Here is a 17,756-nt window from a genome sequence, read left to right as displayed (position 1 = left end):
GGGTTCGAGTCGATGCGGGCAGTTGTTCAGCTTGTTCTACCGGTGGTGGTCGCCACCACGGCCGTGCTCGGGGGGACACCCGGCGTCGACGCCGCAGCGGTCAGTCTGCCGATGTTCGGGGCCGTCGACGGCGTCGCTCCGACCCGGGGTGCGCGCGTCGGAGTCGGGCACCCGGTGGTGGTGACGTTCGCCGGCCCGATCGCCGACCGGGCCGCCGCCGAGCGCGCTCTCCGGATCACCTCGACACCCGCCAGAACCGGCCGCTTCGAATGGTTGGAAGATGCGGTGGTGCAGTGGGTCCCGGATGAGTTCTGGCCGGCGCACAGCACCGTCGCCCTGTCGGTAAACGGCAAGCTGACGCAATTCGAGACCGGTCCCGCCGTCGTCGGGGTCGCCGATATCTCGGATCACACCTTCACCGTGACCATCGACGGGGCGGCGGCGGGATCACCGATCGCACTGCCCGCGCCGCATCACTTGCCACGCTTCGGCGAGGAGGGCGTGCTGCTGGCGACCATGGGGCGGCCGGAGTATCCGACCCCGGTCGGCACCTACAGCGTGCTGGCGAAAGACGCCACGGTAATCATGGATTCGAGCAGCGTCGGCATCCCCGTCACCGCTCCCGACGGCTACCTGCTCGAGGTGGAGGACGCCGTACGCTTCACTCGCCGCGGCCTGTTCGTGCACTCCGCGCCGTGGGCCGTCGCATCGTTGGGGCTGGAGAACGTCAGCCATGGCTGCATCAGTTTGGCTCCGGCCGCCGCGCAGTGGTACTTCGACACCGTCAACATCGGTGATCCGGTGATCGTTCAGGACTAGTCAGCGGGCGCAGAGAATCCACGCCACAACGGAATCCGGGCCACATGGCGTGCGGAACACACCATGTGACCCGGGAGTGGGCGCGGCGACGCCGCGCTACCTGACCAGGACCGCCTTGTCCACGGGAGCCGCCTGGACCGGCGCACCCGCGGCGGGACCGGTGGCCGAGGTCTTTCCGGTCGGCACTCCCTTTCCGCCGAGACCGCCCATTTCGAGGAGCGGAGCGCCGCCGGCCGCGGGTGCGATGGGGGCGCCTGCCGGCACGGGCGGTACGACCGGGACCGGTGGGACGAGGGGAACGGGCGGCACGGGCGGCGCGGCCGGGACCGGTGGGACGACGGGTGGCGCGACCGGTGGCACCACGGGTAGGGGCGGCGCCAACGGCGCCGCGGCCCCGGCTGCCTGACACAGCGGCGCCGCGCCGGCAGCTGCCGGTGCGGCGGGAGCCGCCGGTGCACCGGCGGCCTGGTCCACGCACTGGTAACCACCCGTCTTCAACGGGGCGGCTGCCGCATGCGGGCTCAGCGCCGCGGCCGCCACACACAAGCCGGCACCGGCTACTACTCGTACAGCAATCCGACCAAAGGTGCTCATTGCCGGTGACTCCTTCAACTCTGCTCAAAAATGACTGCGGCGAAAATTACCTGTTGCGCAACCGTAGGGCAGACCGTAATGCCTGTCTACGCAACGCCACTAGTGGATGCCAGGCTGACGCCCAAGCGAGTTGCCCCCGTGACGGAGCCGTTTCCGTGTCGTGACACTGGCCCCTGATCCGCGCTCGACCGCGCTGGCGCAGCTAATCGATCGAGCGGCGCGAACTACCCGGAAGCGGCCCGCCGGAACTCGCTCGGGTTGACGCCGCGGACCCGTTTGAACGCTGCGCTGAAGCCGAACGGGTCGGAGTAACCCACCGTGCCGGCGATGTCGGCGACGGTTGCCGCCTTCCTCTCGATCAGCAGATCGGCCGCGAGCGTCATGCGCCACCGGGTGAGATAGGTCAACGGGGGTTCGCCGACCAGGTCCGCGAAGCGCTTCGCCAGCGTCGAGCGTGAGACCCCGATGCGGTCGGCCAGCGACGCCACCGTCCACGGCACGGCGGGTTCGGCGTGCAGCAGCCGCAGCGCGTCGCCGGCGACCGGATCGCGCTGGGCGGCCCACCACGCCGGCGGCTCACCGCCAGGCCGGTCGAACCATTCGCGCAGCGTGCACACCAGCATCCAGTCCAGCAGACGATCCAGCACCACCTGCTGGCCGGGCGCGTCGACGGCGACCTCGGCGGCGAGATGATCGAGCACCGCGTCCCCCGTGCCGCCCGCCGGGACACGAAGGACGACAGGCAGCGCCTCCAGGAGCCGGCGGCTGATCTCGCCGCGCACCGGATAGGCACCGACGATCAACGTCGCCGCCGAGCCGCTGTCGTCGCGGGGGTCGGTCCACCCGAGCCGATGCCGGGTGCCGCCCTGTTCAGGCGTCGCACAGTGCTCGCCGCACGCGATGGGTTCCGCGTCGGTGTCCACTTCGTCGACGAAGGTGAACGTGCCGGGTCCCCGTACGACGACCGTCTCGTAGGCGTGGAGTGGTTCGGGCCGGCCGTCCTCCGGAACGATCCAACCCTGCCCGCCCAGCACGGTGCACAGCGTGAGTGGTGCGCCGTCCACGAAGTGCAGCGCCCACGGCGGCGACAGGGTGGTGCTGCCGAACAGCGAACCGTGGGCCCGCACCCCGCGGAACAGATCACCGAACACATCCATGCCGGCAGGTTAGACGATTGGACATGCATTGCGGCTTGTCACCCATGGAAGTGTCCGGCTCCGCGCCGTTCAATGGACACATGAGCAGTGACAACACCCTCGTCCTCGGCGGAACCGGAAAGACCGGCCGCCGGATCGCCGCCCGGCTTCGGCTGCGCGGAATTCCGGTCCGCGCGGTTGCGCGGAGCACCGAGATCCCGTTCGACTGGTCCGACCGCGGCACCTGGAATCCGGCTTTGCGGGGGGTCTCCGCCGCGTACATCGTGGCCCCGCCGCTGCCCGGTGGAAAGCCCGGCCCCGCGCGCGACTTCGTGGCGCAAGCCGAGAACGCCGGAGTGCAGCGCCTCGTCCTGCTCTCCGGGCGCGGCGCCGACAGCTGGGGCGACTCCGCATTCGGCCTGGACATGCGCGACGCCGAGAACGCAGTGCGTGGCTCGGGCCTGGAATGGACCGTGCTGCGGCCGAACAACTTCGCCCAGAACTTCGACGAGGAACTCTGGCATGCCCCCCTGATCGCGGGCCATCTGGCGCTTCCGGCCGGCGAGGTACCCGAGCCGTTCATCGACCTCGAGGACGTCGCCGACGTCGCCACCGCGGTGTTGACCGAACCCGGTCGGCACGCCGGACAGGTCTATGAACTCAGCGGACCGCGGTCGGTCACCTTCGAGGAGGCGGTGCAGTTGATCTCCCGCGCGGCGGATCTGCCGATCGCCTACAAGCAGATCTCCGCCGACGAGTACGCGGCGGGGCTGGCAGCCGACGGCCTGAGCGAGGACGACGCCCACCATGTCGCCGAGATGTTCGTGTTGATGGAACGCGGACTCATCGCCGACACGACGGACGGTGTCGCGACCGTGCTGGGCCGTCCGCCCCGCACCTTCGAGGACTACGTGCTGCGGACCGCCGTGGCGGGGGCGTGGCGGCGGTGAGCGCCGATGGGTTGACCGCCGAGGACCGCGAGTTCCTCCGACGCCCGCTCCACGGCTTCCTGTCCGTGGCTGCGGGGCCGCGCCCACCCCAGCCGCGCCCGGTGTGGTTCGACGTCTCCGACGACGGCACCGTGCAGCTCTTCACCGGGCCGGACACCGCGAAGATCCGCCAGTTGCGGGAGGATTCGCGCGCCTCAATCGTCGTCGCCGCACCGGTGGGCGAACGCGAACGCTGGGTGTCGATCACCGGACCGGTGACGGTGGAGCCCGACGGAGCGCACGACCTCGCCGCGCGGCTCGCCGCCCGCTACTGGGACCTTCGCGACGCCGGCCGGGCGAGCGACCTCGCCGACATCCTGGCGCAGGACCAGGTTCGCCTGGTCATCCGCCCGCAGCAGGTGAGTCGCTACTCGATGTGACCGTCCCCGAACGCCCGGCCACGGGTGACCGCGCTGCGCGAGTCAGGGGGATCCGGCCGACCTCGTCGAGTTCGGCCGACCCGCGAGGCTGCTCGAAGAACACCTCGGCCTGCCGGCCGTCGGCTTCCATGGTCGCGATCGTGTTGCCGAACAGCGGACCGCAGACGTTCGACCAGCTCACCGGCAAGGCCGGTAGGTCACGATGGCGGGCCCAGCGCCGGGTCAGCCGAGCCACCGGCTGTGACCATCCGAGACGGAACGCCGGCTTCACCGCGGCGGGCACATAGTTGTGCACCGGCGAGCAGACCAGCTGGTGCACGGTGGCGCCGCGATCCGCCGCCGGTAGGTCGGTCAGATGTGCGCGGGCGGCGTAGCTGTGGTGCACATCGCCGGAGAGCACGCTCACGGTGGCAGGTCCGTCGGGATGGCTTGCGACCCGCCCAATCAGTTCGGTCAGGCGCAGGAAGGACTTCAGGAACGCCGCCCAGTGCTCGAAATCACCGGCGCGCCGGATCTTCTCGGCGAGGCGGCCACGCAGGTCGGGACGGTTGGCGGACTGCTCGTTCATCATCTGCAGATCGCTGATGGCCGGCGGCAGCAGCCACGGCAGCGACGAGGCGAGCATCAGGTGGTCGACGTCTTCGACGCCGTCGGTGGCTTCGTCTTCCAGCCAGGCGAATTCCCGTTCACCGATCATCATCCGGTTGCCCGACTCCAGGATCCGGCCGTTGCGGGAGTCGATCATGATCAGCCGGGTGCGACCGAGGTCCCACCGGTAACTGAACCGGATGCCCTTGCTCTCGTCGACCTCCTCGTCGGCGCGGTCGGCGAGATCCACCAGGAGCGGCCAGGTGTCACCGTCTGCGGCGAGGAGACGCTGATAGTCCTCATTGCCTGCCAGATCCTCGGGAGTGAGATTGCCCAGGTGTTGATAGACCCAGTACGACGCCAACCCGGCGCGTATCCGGTCGCGCCACCAGGGCTTCGTGTTGATGTCCGCGCGCCATGCCTCCGACGTGTTCCAATCGTCGCGGATGTCGTGATCGTCGAAGATCATCGCCGTGGGCACGGTCGACATCAGCCATCGGATCTCCGGGTCACCCCACGAATGTCGGTACAGCCGTTCGTATTCGGCGAAAGTGACCACTTCGTCCGGGGGGCGGCTGCCGTTCGAATTGCGCCGGGTGCGCTTGCCCGCCAGGTGTTGCCGCGACTCCGGGGTGAGCTCGTCGGCATAGAGCTGATCCCCCAGCAGGATCAGGGCGTCGGGCCAGGCGTCCATCGGCTGCCCGGCCATGCGGGTCGCATACGAGTCGAGGGCGTCGCGGCCGAGCTTGGAATCGACCTTGTCGTCCTCGGTCTTCGGATACCGGCACGATCCGAAGATCGCCCGCATCCGGGGCGCGGATTCCGGGCCTCGCGTCCGGATGACGCTCGCGGGATACGGCGAGTCCTCGACCGGCCACACCTGCTGCCCGTCCACTGTCACCTGGTACTCGGTGACCGAGTCGGGGGTCAGGCCGGTCACCTCCACGAGGGCGTAGTGGTGGCCCTGCACGTCGAACGTCTGGGCCGAGCAGCCGAGGACGCTCACCGTGGCCGCCTGCTCGGTCTGCACCCACACCGACGCGGTCGTCTCGCCGACATGGCGGAGCGCTGGACCGAGCACAAGAGGCACTCCCTCACCCTACGGACCGTCGGACCTCGGTTGCATCGGTCGCACACATCGGAAGATTTCCGGCGCAGAATTCTTCGAATGTCCGCGCGGGGCGGCCCGTGACCTCTTCGACCGTGCGGGTGACGCGGTCTTCGGCGCCACCGGCGATGTCGACGTCGAGCGCGGAGAGTATCCGGGCGAACTCCAGTGGTATTCCGCCTGCCGCGATGCGCTCGGCAAGCTCGTCCGCCGGCACCGACCGATGCCGGACCGGGCGGCCGAGGTGTCGGGCGACGATCGCCGCCGCCTCGTCGTAGCCCAGCGCCCGCGGGCCGGTGAGGATGTGGTCGGTGTTGTGCGCCACCGGGTCGGTGAGTGCATGTGCGGCGACGGCCGCGATGTCGTCCGCGTCGATGAACGCCACCCGGCCGTCGCCCGTGGCGGTCACGATCTCGCCGTCGCGGACTCCCTGCGCGACGAGGTGCTCGCCGGTGAAGTTCTGCATGAACCACGAGGGGCGAAGCACGGCCCACTCGGGCATCGCCGATCGGACGAGCCGGTGCACCGCTCCGAGGCCGGGGTCTCCTTCGGAGAGTGCGGACGAACTGAGTTGCGCGACGCGGCGCACGCCGCGGCGCAGTGCTTCCTCCAGGAACGGCTCGACCAAGGGCGCCGGATCGGCCTCGCCCGGCGGCGCGACGAGGTACACCGCGGCGACTCCGTCGAGCGCCGGCGCGTGGGTGGCGCGGTCCGTCCAGTCGAATCGGACATGACCCGGCGACGTCGGGTTCCGCGTCGCGGACCGGACGGGGACGCCGCGATCGGTCAGGATGGCCGCGACACGGCGCCCGGTCGTCCCGGTCGCACCGAGCACCAGGACGTCGGTCATCGCGCAACGCCCCCGAAGGACGCCAACTGCTCCGTCCCGCCCATGGCCTCGGCCGCCGCCAGCGGGCTCCAGTAGTCGCGGTAGTTCTGGATCCGGCCGTCACGCACCGTAAGCACGGCGATGTACCGCATCCGATACGGCGCCCCGGAGGCGACGACGGTGCCCGCCGCTTCGAACTCCACGATCACCACGGCCGGATCGAGGGTCTGGTGGACGAGCTTGTGCGGGAACCCCTCGATCCGGAGCAGCTCGGGGTAGCCGCGCATGTACTCCGCGACGGCTTCGCGGCCGACCACGCGTTCGGGATAACCCGGCGCGGCGAAGGGGAATTCGATCACGCCGTCGTCGGCCCAGAGGTCGGAGAATCCGGCCATGTCCTGCCTCACCAGCAGATCGAGCGCGCGGTCGACGAGTTCGACGGGTTGCATATCCGGCCTCCTCGGTCTGGACGATACGGTACCGTTCCGTCGCTGACGATACGCGGGACAGGGCGGTATCGTCCACTCCATGTCCCGTCGCCCGCCCACCGGTGCCGCGGTCCTCCAGCCGGCGGTCACCGCCTCGATCACCGAGGCAGTCCTCGACGAGATGGCCGACCTCGGATACGCGCGGTTGTCGATGGAGGCGGTCGCGAAACGGGCGGGCGTGGGGAAGAGCGCGCTGTACCGGCGCTGGGCGTCCAAACAGCAGATGGCGCTGGCGGTGTTGGCCGAGTTCAGCGTGGATCAGGCTCCGGCGCCCGACACCGGTTCGCTGCGCGGCGATCTCAGGGAGTCGCTCGACGCGGTGGCACGCTGGCTGTCACACCCCCGCTTCTCCCGGATCCTGCCCGACCTCGTCGCGGAGATGGCACGCAATCCGGAACTGAGCGATCTGGTGGAGAGCATGATCGGCCGGCCACGCCGGGACCGCGGCACCGTCATCCTGCAGCGGGCGATGCGCCGCGGAGAGTTGGCGCCAGACACCGACCTGGACATCGCCCTCGATCTGATCGGCGCGCCCGTGTACTGGCGGCTGACCGTCCGCGATGCCGACGCCGAGCCGGGCTACCTCGACAAGCTCACCGACATGCTCGTGCGGGCGCTGGGAGCGCGATCCTAGCCACGGTTCGATCGGTCACAGCCGGTCGATTCACAGCCGGTCGACGATGTCCTTGGCGTCCTTGAGTCCCATGCCGGTCTCCTCCACAAGGGCTTTGATCGCTTCGAGCTTCCTGCCGTCGAACGCCAGCTGTCGCACGGCCGGGCTCACCTGCGCCTCCGTCGGCGCGCCTTCATACGCGACGGGAATCGGGATGCCGTAGCCACGCACCGCCCGCTCGAGCAACGCGACGCGATGCTCCAGTTGCGCGACGCGATCCCGCAGTTCGTCGCCACTGTCAGAAGAACTGAACATGCCCATCGCAACAGTCTGGCCTACCGGTAGCGGCGGGGCACAGTCCACGGGCGGCCGAATTCCAGGTCGAACGATTCCGGATCGAACGGGCTGTCACCGCCTGCCGGGAAGCTGGTGAGCTCACCGAAGACGATGCGCCCGTCGACCTCGTACAGATCGACACGAACGAAATCGGTTCCGGTGCCCAGCCTTTCGGACAGTTCGATCATCTCGGCGAGGCAGCTCGGCGCAGCGGGCTCGGGATGTGCCCACGGCGGTCCACCGCGCAAGGGTAGGTGCCGCCAGTCAGGTCGGAAGAAGTCCATCGTCCGCGAGCCGAACCGTCCGACGTCGACCTGAACGAACGCGCAGCGGCCGTGGAAGACGAAGAACTTGTAGTCGTCGGGGATCGCGCCGTCGGCACCTGCCAGCATCTCCTCGACGATGATCCGCCGCACGATCTGCCCGTACACCCACTCGCGGTTCGGACCCTGGCCGTAGAGCTGGGACACCCAGCCCTGCGCGATCCGGACGATGTGCTCCCGCGGCGCAGCCTCCGGCCGAACGTGGCAGTACACCCAGCTCCCCGGCTCGGACGGCAGTCGCGCCTCGGCCGGAGCGCTGCCGGAGACGACGATCGCCGCACCGCTGCCGTGCGTGGGCTTGACCACGTACGTGTCGGGCAGATCGACGTCGCACAACGCCGTCGGGTCGTCGACGATCGCGTACACCCGCGGGAGGTAACGTCCCCCCACGATCGACGCGACGTGATCGCGTACCGCCGCCTTGTCCGCGAAGGTCACCACGAGTGCGCGGTGGTCGCGGAGCATCTTGTACCGCACCTTCTCACGAAAGGTCTGCGGGTTGCGGGTGCGCCAAAGGCGAACCGCGCGAACAATTCTGCTGCGTTCGCGCCGCCGGACGCCCTGCCGCTCCCTGCGGAACCGCGGCGCCGAAATCACCAGGTCAGGCTACGGCCGCGCGCGCTCCCCGCGCGCGGCGGACCGCCCCGGTCAGTCATGAGCGGCGTCGACGAAGCAGAATTAGATCGTATGATCTGATATCAGATCGCCTCTTCTAATACCGGGCGGGGCGATCTACGGTCTGGACATGCGATCCACTTCCGCCCGACCGGAGTCCTTCACCAGGACGGCGCGTAGAGCACAGATCGTCGGCTGCGCAATCGAGGTGATCGCCGAGGTCGGCTATCCGCAGGCGTCGATCCGCAAGATCGCGGATCGGGTGGGGATCGCGATGAGCGCGGTGCTCTACCACTTCGGGAGCAAGGACAATCTCGTCGACGCCATCGTCGAGCACATGTACCGCACGATGCTCGCCCTGGTCGTTCCGGCGGTGGACGCCGAGCCAACGGCTGCGGGCAAGCTCAACGCCTACATCCGTTCCACCATCCGGTATTTCGGGACCCACCGGGTGGCGCTCGTCGCGCTGACCTCCACGGCGACGAGTTTCCAGCCCGGTGACGGGCGTCGGTTCGAGGAGCTGGGGCTCGGCGACGAGCTGTCCGAACAGTTGGCCCGGCTCGACCCGCTGGCGATCCTGCAGGCGGGTCAGCGGGCCGGCGAGTTCGGCGAATTCCCTGCCGAGTCGATGGCGATCGCCGTGCGCGGCGCCGTCACCGCCGTCGTCGACAAAATCCTGCGCGATCCCGGATACGACGCACGTGGGTACGGCGAAGACCTCGTCGAGATCTTCGGTCGCGCCGTCGGTGGCGCGCGGTGAGCACCGTCGCGATCGCCGCCGTCGGCAGCCGGGGAGACGTCGCGCCGCTCACCGGCATCGGGGTGCGCCTGCGGGAGGCCGGTCACCGCGTGGTGATGGCCGCGTACACCCCGTTCGCCGGCATGGTCACCGGCTGCGGGCTGGAGTTCCGCGAACTGCCCGCCGACTTCACCCCCGGCGCCGACCACGCGGACGCCACCTCGAGGGAAACCTTCGCCGCCATCTTCGGACCGCGTGGGGTCCGGGACTCGGGCCGGCTCGTCCTTGCTGCCCTGGGCGATGTCCCGGCCGACATCCTGCTGCTCGCGCCGCTCGCCGAGCTGGCCGGTCATCCCCTCGCCGAGGCGAAGGGAATCCCGTCACTCGGAGTGCGCCTGCAGCCGCTGTCGGCCACCGCGGCGTACCCGCCCTCCGTGCTCGGCGCGTGGTCGGCCGGTGCGAGAGGCAACCGGTTCGCCGCCGACGCCGGCGCGTGGGTGGTCGACCGCCTCTACGGCAAAGTCGTCACCGGATTCCGCCGCGACCTCGGGCTCCGTGAAGTCGGCGCGCGCACACTTCGACGCCACCGCACCGACACGCGATGGCCTGTCCTGCACGGCTATTCACCCACCGTTCTGCCGCGGCCCGCCGACTGGCGACGCGGCCTGGATGTGGTGGGGTACTGGTGGCCGCCGCCCGATCCGGACTGGCAGCCACCGCCGGTGCTGACCGACTTCCTGTCCGCCGGCCCGGCCCCGGTGTTCGTCGGCCTGGGCAGCACGGTGGTCACCGCGCCTCGCGCCCGAGAGCTGGCCGAGATCATCGCTCGCGCACTGCGGCAGGCAGGTGTACGCGGAGTCGTCCAGTCCGGCTGGGCGGGTCTCGCGGTTCACGACGACGACGTCCTGACGATCGGTGACGCACCCCACGAGTGGCTCTTCCCGCAGATGAGTGCCGTCGTCCAGCACTGCGGCGCCGGGACCACCGCAGCGGCGCTCCGGGCAGGCGTTCCGACGATCGCCGTGCCGGGACACGTCGGCGATCAGCCGTTCTGGGCGCGACGGCTGGCCGACCTCGGCGCCAGCGCCGCGACCATCGCGCAACGCACCCTCACCGCGGACAACCTCGCCGAGGCGATCCATGTCGCGGTCGACAGCCGCGAATTGCGCCTCTCCACGGCACGACTCGCCGATCGCATCGCCGGCGAGGACGGTGCAGCGCACGCGGTCGCCGTTGTCGAAACCCTGCTCGACCCGTCCACTCACCAGGAGCACACATGGCCGCAGACCCGGAACTCGTCCGAGCGATCATCACCGCGGGAGCACTCGCCGGAGGCGGGATCATGATGGCCGGCGGCGCGATCGGGGCCGGCATCGGCGACGGCATGGCCGGCGCACAACTCGTCGCGGGAGTCGCGCGTCAACCCGAAGCGCAGTCACGGATGTTCACGCCGTTTCTGATCACCGTCGGTCTCGTGGAGGCCGCGTTCTTCATCAACGTCGCGTTCATGGCGCTGTTCGTGTTCGCCACTCCGGGACTGTAGGCCGCGCTGCGACCTAGTTGATCGACGGTGGTGGCTGTGGTTCGAATGGTGAGTACCACCACCAGTCCGCCCGTTCACCGGTGGGCCCGGGACAGGGAGGTACATCGGGTGGCGGTTTCGTCGGGGGTCGGGCGAGTGACGCCGAACTCAGCTGTTGCCCATCACAATCGGTGACGACGAGGTGCTGCGCGGGTCCGGTGATGGTGATGCCGCCTCGGTGATGCATCCGGTGGTGATACGGGCAGACCAGGACGAGGTTGTCCAGTTCGGTGAACCCACCGTCCTCCCAATGCTTGACGTGATGGGCGTGCAGACCCCTGGTGGCGCCGCAACCCGGCACCACGCAGCACCGGTCACGGTGCTCCAAGGCACGCCGTAACCGGCGGCTGATCTGGCGGGTCTCCCGTCCGGAGCCGATGGGCTGCCCGTGGCGTTCCAGCCACACCTCGAAGGTGGCGTCGCAGAGCAGGAACTGGCGGTCGGCGTCGCTGAGCAGCGGACCGAGATGCAATGACGCGACCTGTTCCTTGACGTCCACGTGGGCGATCACGGTGGTGCGGTGTCCGTGCGGGCGCCGCGCCACCTCGCTGTCCCAGCCGGCCTCCACGAGACTCATGAACGCATCGGCCGTCGTGGGCATCGGCGGCGCCTGCTCCGACGCGCCAACGGGGTCGCCGTCGCTGTCGGCGTGGTCGCGTTTCCAGTCGGCGACCATCCCGTCGAGATGCGACGCCACCGCGGCGTCGAGCTTCGCCGCCTCCAGGTGCGGCAGCCAGATCCGGTAGCAGGTGCCCTTGTCGTCGGTGGACTTGCTGTACGACGGTGCGGGTTCAGGCCTGGGGTCGGGTTGCGGTTGCGGTTGGGGTGGGGGTTCGAGCTTGATCGCGGTGCGCAACTGGTTCACCGTCGCTGCGGTGATCAACTGGGCGTAATGCGCATCCGAACCCGGCCCGGCCTTCTCGGCGATCACCCCGACCTGATCGAGTGACACCCGACCGTCGCGCAAGAGTTGGGTGCAGCGCGGCAATTCCTCCCACCGCTGCGCGACGGCGGTGACGATTTCAGCGTTCCTCGGTGACGAGCCGGTCTTCCACGCCACCATCGCCGCCACCGACCGCGCGCCCGTCATGCCCCACAACCCGTCGCGGTCGATCTCGGCGACGATCTCCACCAACCGCCCGTCGATCGCATTGCGCTGACCGCACAACTCCGCGATCTCATCGAACAGCTCCGCCAACCGGTCCTTCGGCATCACCGAAGGAGCGAAAGACGTTGCGCTCGAGGACATGAACCCATCATCGCAGAGGGGTCCGACAAGTCGGACCGGCTGCGCGGTCCGCTGCGACCTAGTCGTCGCCGCGCGTCCCGGGGGGCGGCTCCGCCGCGTTCTCGTGAGAGGTCTCGGGTCGCTGTGTCAGCGTGCCCGGCGCGCCGAACTGGCCAGGCCGGCGCGGTGCGGCGTGACCGTGAACGCCTTCGGCATAGGCAGTTTCGGCATGCTGGGACAGGTCGACGCCGGACGTTTCGTCCTCGGCACTGATGCGGAAGCCCATCAGGCGGTCGATCAGCTTGGCGAGCACGTAGGACGCGATGAACGCATACGCCGCGACCACCACGGCGGCCATTGCCTGCTTCCCGAGCTGCGAGAGCCCACCCCCGTAGAGCAGGCCGCGCGGACCGCCGGTCATCACGTCGGTCGCGAGGAGACCGATCAGCAGCACACCGACCACGCCGCCGACGAAGTGCACGCCCACGACGTCGAGTGAGTCGTCGTAGCCAAGGCGGAATTTGAGGCCGATCGCGAACGAGCACACGATGCCCGCGACCAGTCCGACCACCGCCGCACCGACCGTGTTGACCGTGCCGCACGACGGAGTGATCGCGACCAGACCGGCGACCACGCCCGAGGCCGCTCCGAACGTGGTGGGCCTGCCGTCGCGCACTTGTTCCACCGTCAGCCAGCCCAGCATGCCCAGGCACCCGGCGACCAGGGTGTTCAAGAAGACCGCGGCGGCCGTTCCGTTGGCGGCCAGCGCCGAGCCGGCATTGAATCCGAACCACCCGAACCACAGCAGACCGACGCCGAGCAGCACGAACGGCAGGTTGTGCGGGCGCATCGCGTCCTTCTTGAATCCGATGCGCGGCCCCAGCACCAGTGCCAGCGCGAGCGCGGAAGCTCCCGAGACGATCTCGACGACGAGCCCGCCCGCGTAGTCCAGCACGCCGAGCTCGAACAACCAGCCGTTCGGCGACCACACCCAGTGCGCCACAACGGCATACACCACCACCGCCCAGACCGGCACGAACACCACCCAGGCGGCGAATTTCGCCCGGTCGGCGATCGCGCCGCTGACCAGAGCCGCGGTGATCACCGCGAAGCTCAGTTGGAAGGTGACGAACAACAACTCGGGGACCTGCCCGTGCAGGGTGTCCGGACCGATGCCGCTCAGGCCGATGTGCGACAGGCCGCCGATCAGACCGCCGGGGCCGTCACCGGTGAACGCCAGTGTGTAGCCGAACAGCAGCCACGACACCGTGACCAGCGGGATGGCGATGAAGCTCATCATGATCATGTTGAGCACACCGGTGGTGCGGACCATGCCGCCGTAGAAGATCGCCAGACCCGGCGTCATGAGCAGCACGAGGGCGGTGCTGGCCAACAGCCAGGCGGTTGCGGCGGGGTCGATCTGGTCCACTGTCCGGCTCCTTCGACGGTTCCGGACGAGAATGTCGGCCGCGCGTTTCATTCAAGCGACGGCGATGTTTCCGGCATGTTTCGTCACGGATTGCGCGGCAGTCGCGCAGCGGTGGTGCTTCGCGTCAACGGGTGAGACGAACCACCGCGCTCCACGGCCTGTTGCGCGGCGGCCGGTGAGCGTCGGGGTGAGGCAGGCGGGCCGCCAACCTCAGGAACCACGGCAGCCTGCGCAGCCGGTGTGCGACGACGAACACCGACTCGACTTCGCCCACCCGCCAACCACGGGCCTCGAAGTAGCCGACGCCTTCGGGCGGGGCGAACTTGAACGGCGCGTTGCGCAACAGACCGCCGCTCCTCTCGTTCATCGCCTTCTTCAGCCCCGGGCCTGCCAGATCAAGCAGCCACCACGCGACCTCGGGGCGGGTCAAGGCTCGGGACAGGTCGTCGACGTCGGCCGGTTCGAGATACATGAGCAGGCCCTCGGTGAGCACCAGTGCCTTGGTCGCACCGGCCAGCGCCTCGATCAGGAACCGGTCCCGGGCCTCGGGGTCGGCGAGGTCCACCGGGTACCGCGTCAGATGGCACCGCGGCGTCTCACCGGCGAGGAGTTGCTCCTTCTCGGCGACCAGACCCGGCAGATCTGCCTCGATCCAGCGGAACTCGGCGGGCAGATCCAACCGGTACGGCCGGGTGTCCAGCCCGGCGGCAAGGTTGAGCACCCGGTCGCAACCCGCCTGGATGGCGTCGAATACGAGGTCGTCGATGGTTTTTGTGCGCGCGACCATCCACCATCCGGAACGCATCATCCGGGGCACTGACGCGACGATCTGGCGTCCCCGCTCACCGGCGAGCCGATCGGCGTGGGGGTCGTCGAACACCGCATCCGGGCGCGCCGACTCGACGGCGCGATACACGGCCACCCACCGTGCGGTGTCGGAGACATTCGACACCGGTGTCGCCGCCGACCCGCCATTGCCGTCAGTGCTCACGTCTTCCCCTCCCGGAGGTGTCGCCCTGCTCGTTCAGGAGCGTAATCACGACAGCACGTCGTCCGGGACGCCGCCTTGCGGCCGTACGATTCGCGCACCGCCGTCGCACCTGCTCGAACCGGACACGAAAGAGGCCACCCGAGCCGTGAACCGATCGTGCTACCCGCTCGTCGCGTCGGGCGCCGCGCTCATCGCGTGCTGCTACGGGCTCGCGCGCTTCGGATACGGATTGTTCACGCCGGTGCTCACTGAAGAATTCGGCCTGACGTCGACGGCGGTCGGCGTGATCGCGGCGGGAAGCTACGTCGGCTACTGCGCGGCGATCGCCGCGAGCGCCGCTGTGACCAACCGTGCCGGACCGCGGGTGGTGGCGGTCGGCGCCGGCGTCGTCGCCACGGCGGGGATGTCGTTGGTGGCGCTCGCGCCGTCGGCATGGGTGTTGGCCGCCGGCGTCCTGATCGCCGGGACCAGCACGGGTATCGCCTCGCCTCCACTGGCGGCCGCGGTGTCGCAACGCATCAGCGGCGATGCCGGCGACCGCGCGCAGACCATCGTCAACGCCGGAACCGGTGTCGGCGTCGTTGTTTCCGGACCCATCGCCTTCGCGCTGTTCGACCACTGGCGGCTTGCGTGGGGCGCCTACGCCGTCATCGCCGCCGCCGTGACGGTGTGGGTGGCCGTCACCGTCCGCGGCACGGCGGACGCGACCGCAGGCAGGACCGGCCCCCGATGGCGCGGCGGGTCCTTCGGCCTGGTCGCGGCGTCGTTGCTCACCGGGCTCGGCAGCATCGCGGTGTGGAGTTTCGGCCGGGACCTGATCAGCACGACCGGATCGGCGAGTGTCGCCGTCGCGTCGATCGCGTGGACGGTCCTGGGCGCCGCAGGCATCGTCGGAGCGCTCGGCGGCGACCTCACTCAGCGCATCGGCCTCCGGCGGGCATGGGTGATCACCACGCTGGCGATGTCGGCGGCGACGGTGGTCCTCGCGCTCGCCCCGTCGAACGTCGTCGCCGTCATGGTCGGGGTCGCGGTCTTCGGGGCGGCCTATATCGGCCTCACCGGACTCGTCCTGGTCTGGAGCACCCGCGTGTATCCCGATTCGACGTCCTTCGGCGTCGGCCTGGCGTTCTTCATGATCGCGTTCGGCCAGGCGCTCGGCGCTCCCGCCGCGGGAGCGCTGATCGAGACCTTCGGAGCCGCGACCGCGTTCGTCGTGATGGCCGTGCTGGGTTCCATCGCGGCGCTGTTCGCGCGAAGATCGGAGAACCCGTGAGCGCGCGCACCGAGAGGACGCTCGAGGATCGTGGCCGACATCAGCCGCCTGCATCGCGAGCTCATCGCCCGTGTGCTCGGCAGCGACGCGACGACGACGCCCGAACTCCGCCGGGCCGCGTTCGACGACACCGGTCTTGACGAACCGATGCGGTCGTTGGTCGACAAGGTGGCGCTCGACGCCCGTTCGGTGACCGATGAGGACATCTCCGCTGTCCGTGCCGCGGGTCTGAGCGAGGACCAGATCTTCGAGATCGTGGTGTGCGCGGCGATCGGCCAGGCGGACCGCCAGTACACCAGCGCTCGTGCCGCGCTCGCCGAGGCCACCGGAGAAGGACCGGGCCGGCGATGAGACTCGAGATCCTCGACCGCGGACACCCCTTCGGCACGAAAGCCCTGCTGGCCGTGATCCGGCTGGTGTCGCGTCACCCGGTGGTCGACGCCGTCAAGCTGGCGCTGTACCGAAAGGATTTCTACGGGGCAGGGGATCTGACCCATGAGGCGATGCGCGGGACATCGTCCTGGTCGGTCGGCGATCGCGAGTTGATGGCCGCGGTCGTCGCACAGGCCGATGAATCGCCGTTCTGCGTCGCCGCGCACTCCGCCACTTCGCAGATGTGGTTCGGCGATCCGGCAAAGGTCACCGCTGCACTCGCCGATCTGGACACGGCGCCGATCGAGGAGCCGTTGCGGGCGACGCTGCGGATGCTCCACAAGCTAGCTCGCGAACACACCGTCGATGCCGATGACATCCGAGATGTGTTGGCGGCAGGGGTTTCCGCCGCGCAGATCGAGGACGCGCTGGCGGTGTGTCTGGCGTTCGACATCACCGCCCGGCTGGCCAACGCGTTCGACTTCGCGATCGCACCGCCCGACGCCATGACGGCCGGGGCGCGACACCTGCTGAAGCGCGGATACCGCTGAGCACCGACCACTAGTCGAGGTGGTTCAACGCCTCGTCGAGTGTTCGGTGGACCGGGACGATGGCGTCCACTGCGGTGAGCGCCAGCGGCCGGCGGGTGGCGGGACCGTCGGCGACCACCGCGAATGGCACCGCCGGTGGCATGTCGCATTGTGTGTCCAGGAGCAGGTTCATTCCCGCGACCGCCAGGAAGTCCACTTCCGACAGGTCCACGATCAGGGCCGCGGGCACTTCGCGCAACGCCGCCTCGATCGCCTCGCTCAGCTCGGGCGCGGTGAGCATGTCCAGGTCTCCGGAAACGGAGATCACCACGAGGTCTTCGATCCACTCCCTGGTGAGTCCGAATCCGGTGCGTACAGCGTGCTGGCGGTTCATGATTCCCCTTTCGACACGCTGATGGGTGAGAGGCGGAGCGGCAGAGGCCGGCCCCGGTCGTGCCGAGGCCGGCCTCTTCGTCATGCCGCGGGCCTACCGGTGGCTGACGGAGCGGCGTCCACCGACGCGCAGCCAGATCACCAGAACGATGACGGCGCCGATGATCGAGCCGATGAGACCGGCCGGCTGCAGGAATCCGTCTGCACCGTCCTTGTGGAAGAGCAGGTATCCGAGGAAGCCACCGACGAATGACCCGACGACGCCGAGCAGGACGGTCATCGGGATCGACAAGTTCTGCTTGCCCGGCACGAGCAGGCGCGCGAGGGCGCCGGCGATGAGTCCGATCACGAGGACGGTGATGATGAGACCGATCATGGCTGTCAGCCTTTCTGTTTCAGCG

General features: G+C 69.3%; 21 protein-coding genes. 10 read left to right on the top strand and 11 right to left on the bottom strand.

All coding sequences use genetic code 11. The features are described 5' to 3' along the window. Positions 1-12: 12 nt before the first annotated feature. Positions 13-819: a L,D-transpeptidase gene (locus ACPCHZ_RS05225; protein ID WP_423483746.1), complete on the top strand. Its 807-nt coding sequence runs from the start codon at positions 13-15 to the stop codon at positions 817-819. 818 nt (positions 820-1,637) lie between these two features. Here ACPCHZ_RS05225 and ACPCHZ_RS05220 read toward each other — a convergent pair. Beyond that, positions 1,638-2,570, bottom strand: coding sequence for an AraC family transcriptional regulator (locus ACPCHZ_RS05220; protein WP_423483745.1), 933 nt, complete (start codon positions 2,568-2,570; stop codon positions 1,638-1,640). An 80-nt stretch (positions 2,571-2,650) separates the two neighbouring features. Here ACPCHZ_RS05220 and ACPCHZ_RS05215 point away from each other — a divergent pair, with 80 nt between their 5' ends. Next, complete coding sequence (locus ACPCHZ_RS05215) at positions 2,651-3,499, top strand: NAD(P)H-binding protein (protein ID WP_423483744.1); 849 nt, start codon at positions 2,651-2,653, stop codon at positions 3,497-3,499. Continuing rightward, complete coding sequence (locus tag ACPCHZ_RS05210) at positions 3,496-3,918, top strand: pyridoxamine 5'-phosphate oxidase family protein (RefSeq protein WP_423483743.1); 423 nt, start codon at positions 3,496-3,498, stop codon at positions 3,916-3,918. Before ACPCHZ_RS05215 ends, ACPCHZ_RS05210 begins: the two co-directional genes overlap by 4 nt. Here ACPCHZ_RS05210 and ACPCHZ_RS05205 read toward each other — a convergent pair. From ACPCHZ_RS05205 to ACPCHZ_RS05195, 3 genes are read right to left on the bottom strand one after another with little or no spacing between them, the layout of a single operon-like run. Then, positions 3,881-5,596 (bottom strand): alkaline phosphatase D family protein, encoded by a 1,716-nt coding sequence (locus ACPCHZ_RS05205; RefSeq protein ID WP_423483742.1) that lies wholly within the window; start codon positions 5,594-5,596, stop codon positions 3,881-3,883. The two genes, ACPCHZ_RS05210 and ACPCHZ_RS05205, sit on opposite strands and share 38 nt — an antisense overlap. Positions 5,597-5,600: 4 nt before the next feature. Next, positions 5,601-6,464 (bottom strand): NmrA family NAD(P)-binding protein, encoded by an 864-nt coding sequence (locus ACPCHZ_RS05200; RefSeq protein ID WP_423483741.1) that lies wholly within the window; start codon positions 6,462-6,464, stop codon positions 5,601-5,603. Beyond that, positions 6,461-6,892, bottom strand: a complete 432-nt coding sequence (locus ACPCHZ_RS05195) for a nuclear transport factor 2 family protein (protein WP_423483740.1) — start codon at positions 6,890-6,892, stop codon at positions 6,461-6,463. Before ACPCHZ_RS05195 ends, ACPCHZ_RS05200 begins: the two co-directional genes overlap by 4 nt. Before the next feature lie 79 nt (positions 6,893-6,971). On the opposite strand from ACPCHZ_RS05195, the gene ACPCHZ_RS05190 reads away from it, so the two are divergent. After that, positions 6,972-7,565, top strand: a complete 594-nt coding sequence (locus ACPCHZ_RS05190; RefSeq protein ID WP_423483739.1) for a TetR/AcrR family transcriptional regulator — start codon at positions 6,972-6,974, stop codon at positions 7,563-7,565. A 30-nt stretch (positions 7,566-7,595) separates the two neighbouring features. Here ACPCHZ_RS05190 and ACPCHZ_RS05185 read toward each other — a convergent pair whose 3' ends face one another. Both ACPCHZ_RS05185 and ACPCHZ_RS05180 read right to left on the bottom strand, forming a co-directional pair. Then, positions 7,596-7,865, bottom strand: a complete 270-nt coding sequence (locus ACPCHZ_RS05185) for a 50S ribosomal protein L12 (protein WP_423483738.1) — start codon at positions 7,863-7,865, stop codon at positions 7,596-7,598. 14 nt (positions 7,866-7,879) lie between these two features. Further along, positions 7,880-8,800, bottom strand: a complete 921-nt coding sequence (locus ACPCHZ_RS05180; RefSeq protein ID WP_423483737.1) for an ATP-grasp fold amidoligase family protein — start codon at positions 8,798-8,800, stop codon at positions 7,880-7,882. Positions 8,801-8,948: 148 nt separating this feature from the next. Between ACPCHZ_RS05180 and ACPCHZ_RS05175 the strand changes: the two genes are divergently transcribed. Genes ACPCHZ_RS05175 through ACPCHZ_RS05165 form a run of 3 tightly spaced genes read left to right on the top strand, consistent with a single transcriptional unit; the run spans position 8,949 to position 11,100 of the window. Next, the gene (locus ACPCHZ_RS05175) at positions 8,949-9,578 is read left to right on the top strand and encodes a TetR/AcrR family transcriptional regulator (RefSeq protein ID WP_423483736.1); all 630 of its coding nucleotides are present in this window, start codon (positions 8,949-8,951) and stop codon (positions 9,576-9,578) included. After that, positions 9,575-10,903 (top strand): glycosyltransferase, encoded by a 1,329-nt coding sequence (locus ACPCHZ_RS05170; RefSeq protein ID WP_423483735.1) that lies wholly within the window; start codon positions 9,575-9,577, stop codon positions 10,901-10,903. Before ACPCHZ_RS05175 ends, ACPCHZ_RS05170 begins: the two co-directional genes overlap by 4 nt. Next, positions 10,834-11,100 carry a F0F1 ATP synthase subunit C gene (locus tag ACPCHZ_RS05165; RefSeq protein ID WP_264012553.1) on the top strand — a complete coding sequence of 89 codons (267 nt, stop codon included), beginning with the start codon at positions 10,834-10,836 and terminating at the stop codon, positions 11,098-11,100. The genes ACPCHZ_RS05170 and ACPCHZ_RS05165 overlap by 70 nt, the downstream gene beginning before the upstream one ends. Positions 11,101-11,113: 13 nt before the next feature. Here ACPCHZ_RS05165 and ACPCHZ_RS05160 read toward each other — a convergent pair whose 3' ends face one another. The 3 genes from ACPCHZ_RS05160 to ACPCHZ_RS05150 all read right to left on the bottom strand — a co-directional run bounded on the left by ACPCHZ_RS05160 (position 11,114) and on the right by ACPCHZ_RS05150 (position 14,748). Continuing rightward, on the bottom strand, positions 11,114-12,388 hold the full coding sequence (locus ACPCHZ_RS05160) for an HNH endonuclease signature motif containing protein (protein WP_423483734.1): 1,275 nt from the start codon (positions 12,386-12,388) through the stop codon (positions 11,114-11,116). A 58-nt stretch (positions 12,389-12,446) separates the two neighbouring features. Next, entirely contained in the window at positions 12,447-13,796 is a 1,350-nt protein-coding gene (locus ACPCHZ_RS05155; protein WP_423483733.1) for an ammonium transporter, read from the bottom strand. 124 nt (positions 13,797-13,920) lie between these two features. Further along, positions 13,921-14,748 carry a class I SAM-dependent methyltransferase gene (locus tag ACPCHZ_RS05150; RefSeq protein ID WP_423483813.1) on the bottom strand — a complete coding sequence of 276 codons (828 nt, stop codon included), beginning with the start codon at positions 14,746-14,748 and terminating at the stop codon, positions 13,921-13,923. Between the two features lie 184 nt (positions 14,749-14,932). On the opposite strand from ACPCHZ_RS05150, the gene ACPCHZ_RS05145 reads away from it, so the two are divergent. From ACPCHZ_RS05145 to ACPCHZ_RS05135, 3 genes are read left to right on the top strand one after another with little or no spacing between them, the layout of a single operon-like run. Beyond that, the gene (locus tag ACPCHZ_RS05145; protein ID WP_423483732.1) at positions 14,933-16,060 is read left to right on the top strand and encodes an MFS transporter; all 1,128 of its coding nucleotides are present in this window, start codon (positions 14,933-14,935) and stop codon (positions 16,058-16,060) included. Between the two features lie 30 nt (positions 16,061-16,090). Next, positions 16,091-16,411 carry a hypothetical protein gene (locus ACPCHZ_RS05140; protein ID WP_423483731.1) on the top strand — a complete coding sequence of 107 codons (321 nt, stop codon included), beginning with the start codon at positions 16,091-16,093 and terminating at the stop codon, positions 16,409-16,411. Continuing rightward, positions 16,408-16,983 (top strand): carboxymuconolactone decarboxylase family protein, encoded by a 576-nt coding sequence (locus tag ACPCHZ_RS05135; RefSeq protein WP_423483730.1) that lies wholly within the window; start codon positions 16,408-16,410, stop codon positions 16,981-16,983. The genes ACPCHZ_RS05140 and ACPCHZ_RS05135 overlap by 4 nt, the downstream gene beginning before the upstream one ends. A gap of 10 nt (positions 16,984-16,993) precedes the next feature. Here ACPCHZ_RS05135 and ACPCHZ_RS05130 read toward each other — a convergent pair whose 3' ends face one another. Further along, positions 16,994-17,356 (bottom strand): STAS domain-containing protein, encoded by a 363-nt coding sequence (locus tag ACPCHZ_RS05130; protein ID WP_423483729.1) that lies wholly within the window; start codon positions 17,354-17,356, stop codon positions 16,994-16,996. Between the two features lie 93 nt (positions 17,357-17,449). Then, a complete protein-coding gene (locus ACPCHZ_RS05125) occupies positions 17,450-17,731 on the bottom strand; it encodes a GlsB/YeaQ/YmgE family stress response membrane protein (protein WP_364978301.1) in 282 nt (93 codons plus the stop codon). Between the last annotated feature and the right edge of the window lie 25 nt (positions 17,732-17,756).

It is taken from the genome of Mycobacterium sp. NPDC050041 (genome assembly GCF_049541695.1).
Classification (GTDB): domain Bacteria; phylum Actinomycetota; class Actinomycetes; order Mycobacteriales; family Mycobacteriaceae; genus Mycobacterium.
The sequence above is the reverse complement of the archived record's forward strand: the minus strand, read 5'-3'. Positions and strand labels throughout refer to the sequence as shown.

Excerpts from the sequence above, each read along its gene's own strand:
- ACPCHZ_RS05200 (WP_423483741.1), bottom strand. The coding sequence starts at position 6,464 with ATGACCGACGTCCTGGTGCTCGGTGCGACCGGGACGACCGGGCGCCGT.
- ACPCHZ_RS05185 (WP_423483738.1), bottom strand. The coding sequence starts at position 7,865 with ATGGGCATGTTCAGTTCTTCTGACAGTGGCGACGAACTGCGGGATCGC.
- ACPCHZ_RS05130 (WP_423483729.1), bottom strand. The coding sequence starts at position 17,356 with ATGAACCGCCAGCACGCTGTACGCACCGGATTCGGACTCACCAGGGAG.
- ACPCHZ_RS05225 (WP_423483746.1), top strand. The coding sequence starts at position 13 with ATGCGGGCAGTTGTTCAGCTTGTTCTACCGGTGGTGGTCGCCACCACG.
- ACPCHZ_RS05215 (WP_423483744.1), top strand. The coding sequence starts at position 2,651 with ATGAGCAGTGACAACACCCTCGTCCTCGGCGGAACCGGAAAGACCGGC.
- ACPCHZ_RS05175 (WP_423483736.1), top strand. The coding sequence starts at position 8,949 with ATGCGATCCACTTCCGCCCGACCGGAGTCCTTCACCAGGACGGCGCGT.
- ACPCHZ_RS05135 (WP_423483730.1), top strand. The coding sequence starts at position 16,408 with ATGAGACTCGAGATCCTCGACCGCGGACACCCCTTCGGCACGAAAGCC.
- ACPCHZ_RS05160 (WP_423483734.1), bottom strand. The coding sequence starts at position 12,388 with ATGTCCTCGAGCGCAACGTCTTTCGCTCCTTCGGTGATGCCGAAGGAC.
- ACPCHZ_RS05220 (WP_423483745.1), bottom strand. The coding sequence starts at position 2,570 with ATGGATGTGTTCGGTGATCTGTTCCGCGGGGTGCGGGCCCACGGTTCG.
- ACPCHZ_RS05195 (WP_423483740.1), bottom strand. The coding sequence starts at position 6,892 with ATGCAACCCGTCGAACTCGTCGACCGCGCGCTCGATCTGCTGGTGAGG.
- ACPCHZ_RS05125 (WP_364978301.1), bottom strand. The coding sequence starts at position 17,731 with ATGATCGGTCTCATCATCACCGTCCTCGTGATCGGACTCATCGCCGGC.
- ACPCHZ_RS05190 (WP_423483739.1), top strand. The coding sequence starts at position 6,972 with ATGTCCCGTCGCCCGCCCACCGGTGCCGCGGTCCTCCAGCCGGCGGTC.
- ACPCHZ_RS05165 (WP_264012553.1), top strand. The coding sequence starts at position 10,834 with ATGGCCGCAGACCCGGAACTCGTCCGAGCGATCATCACCGCGGGAGCA.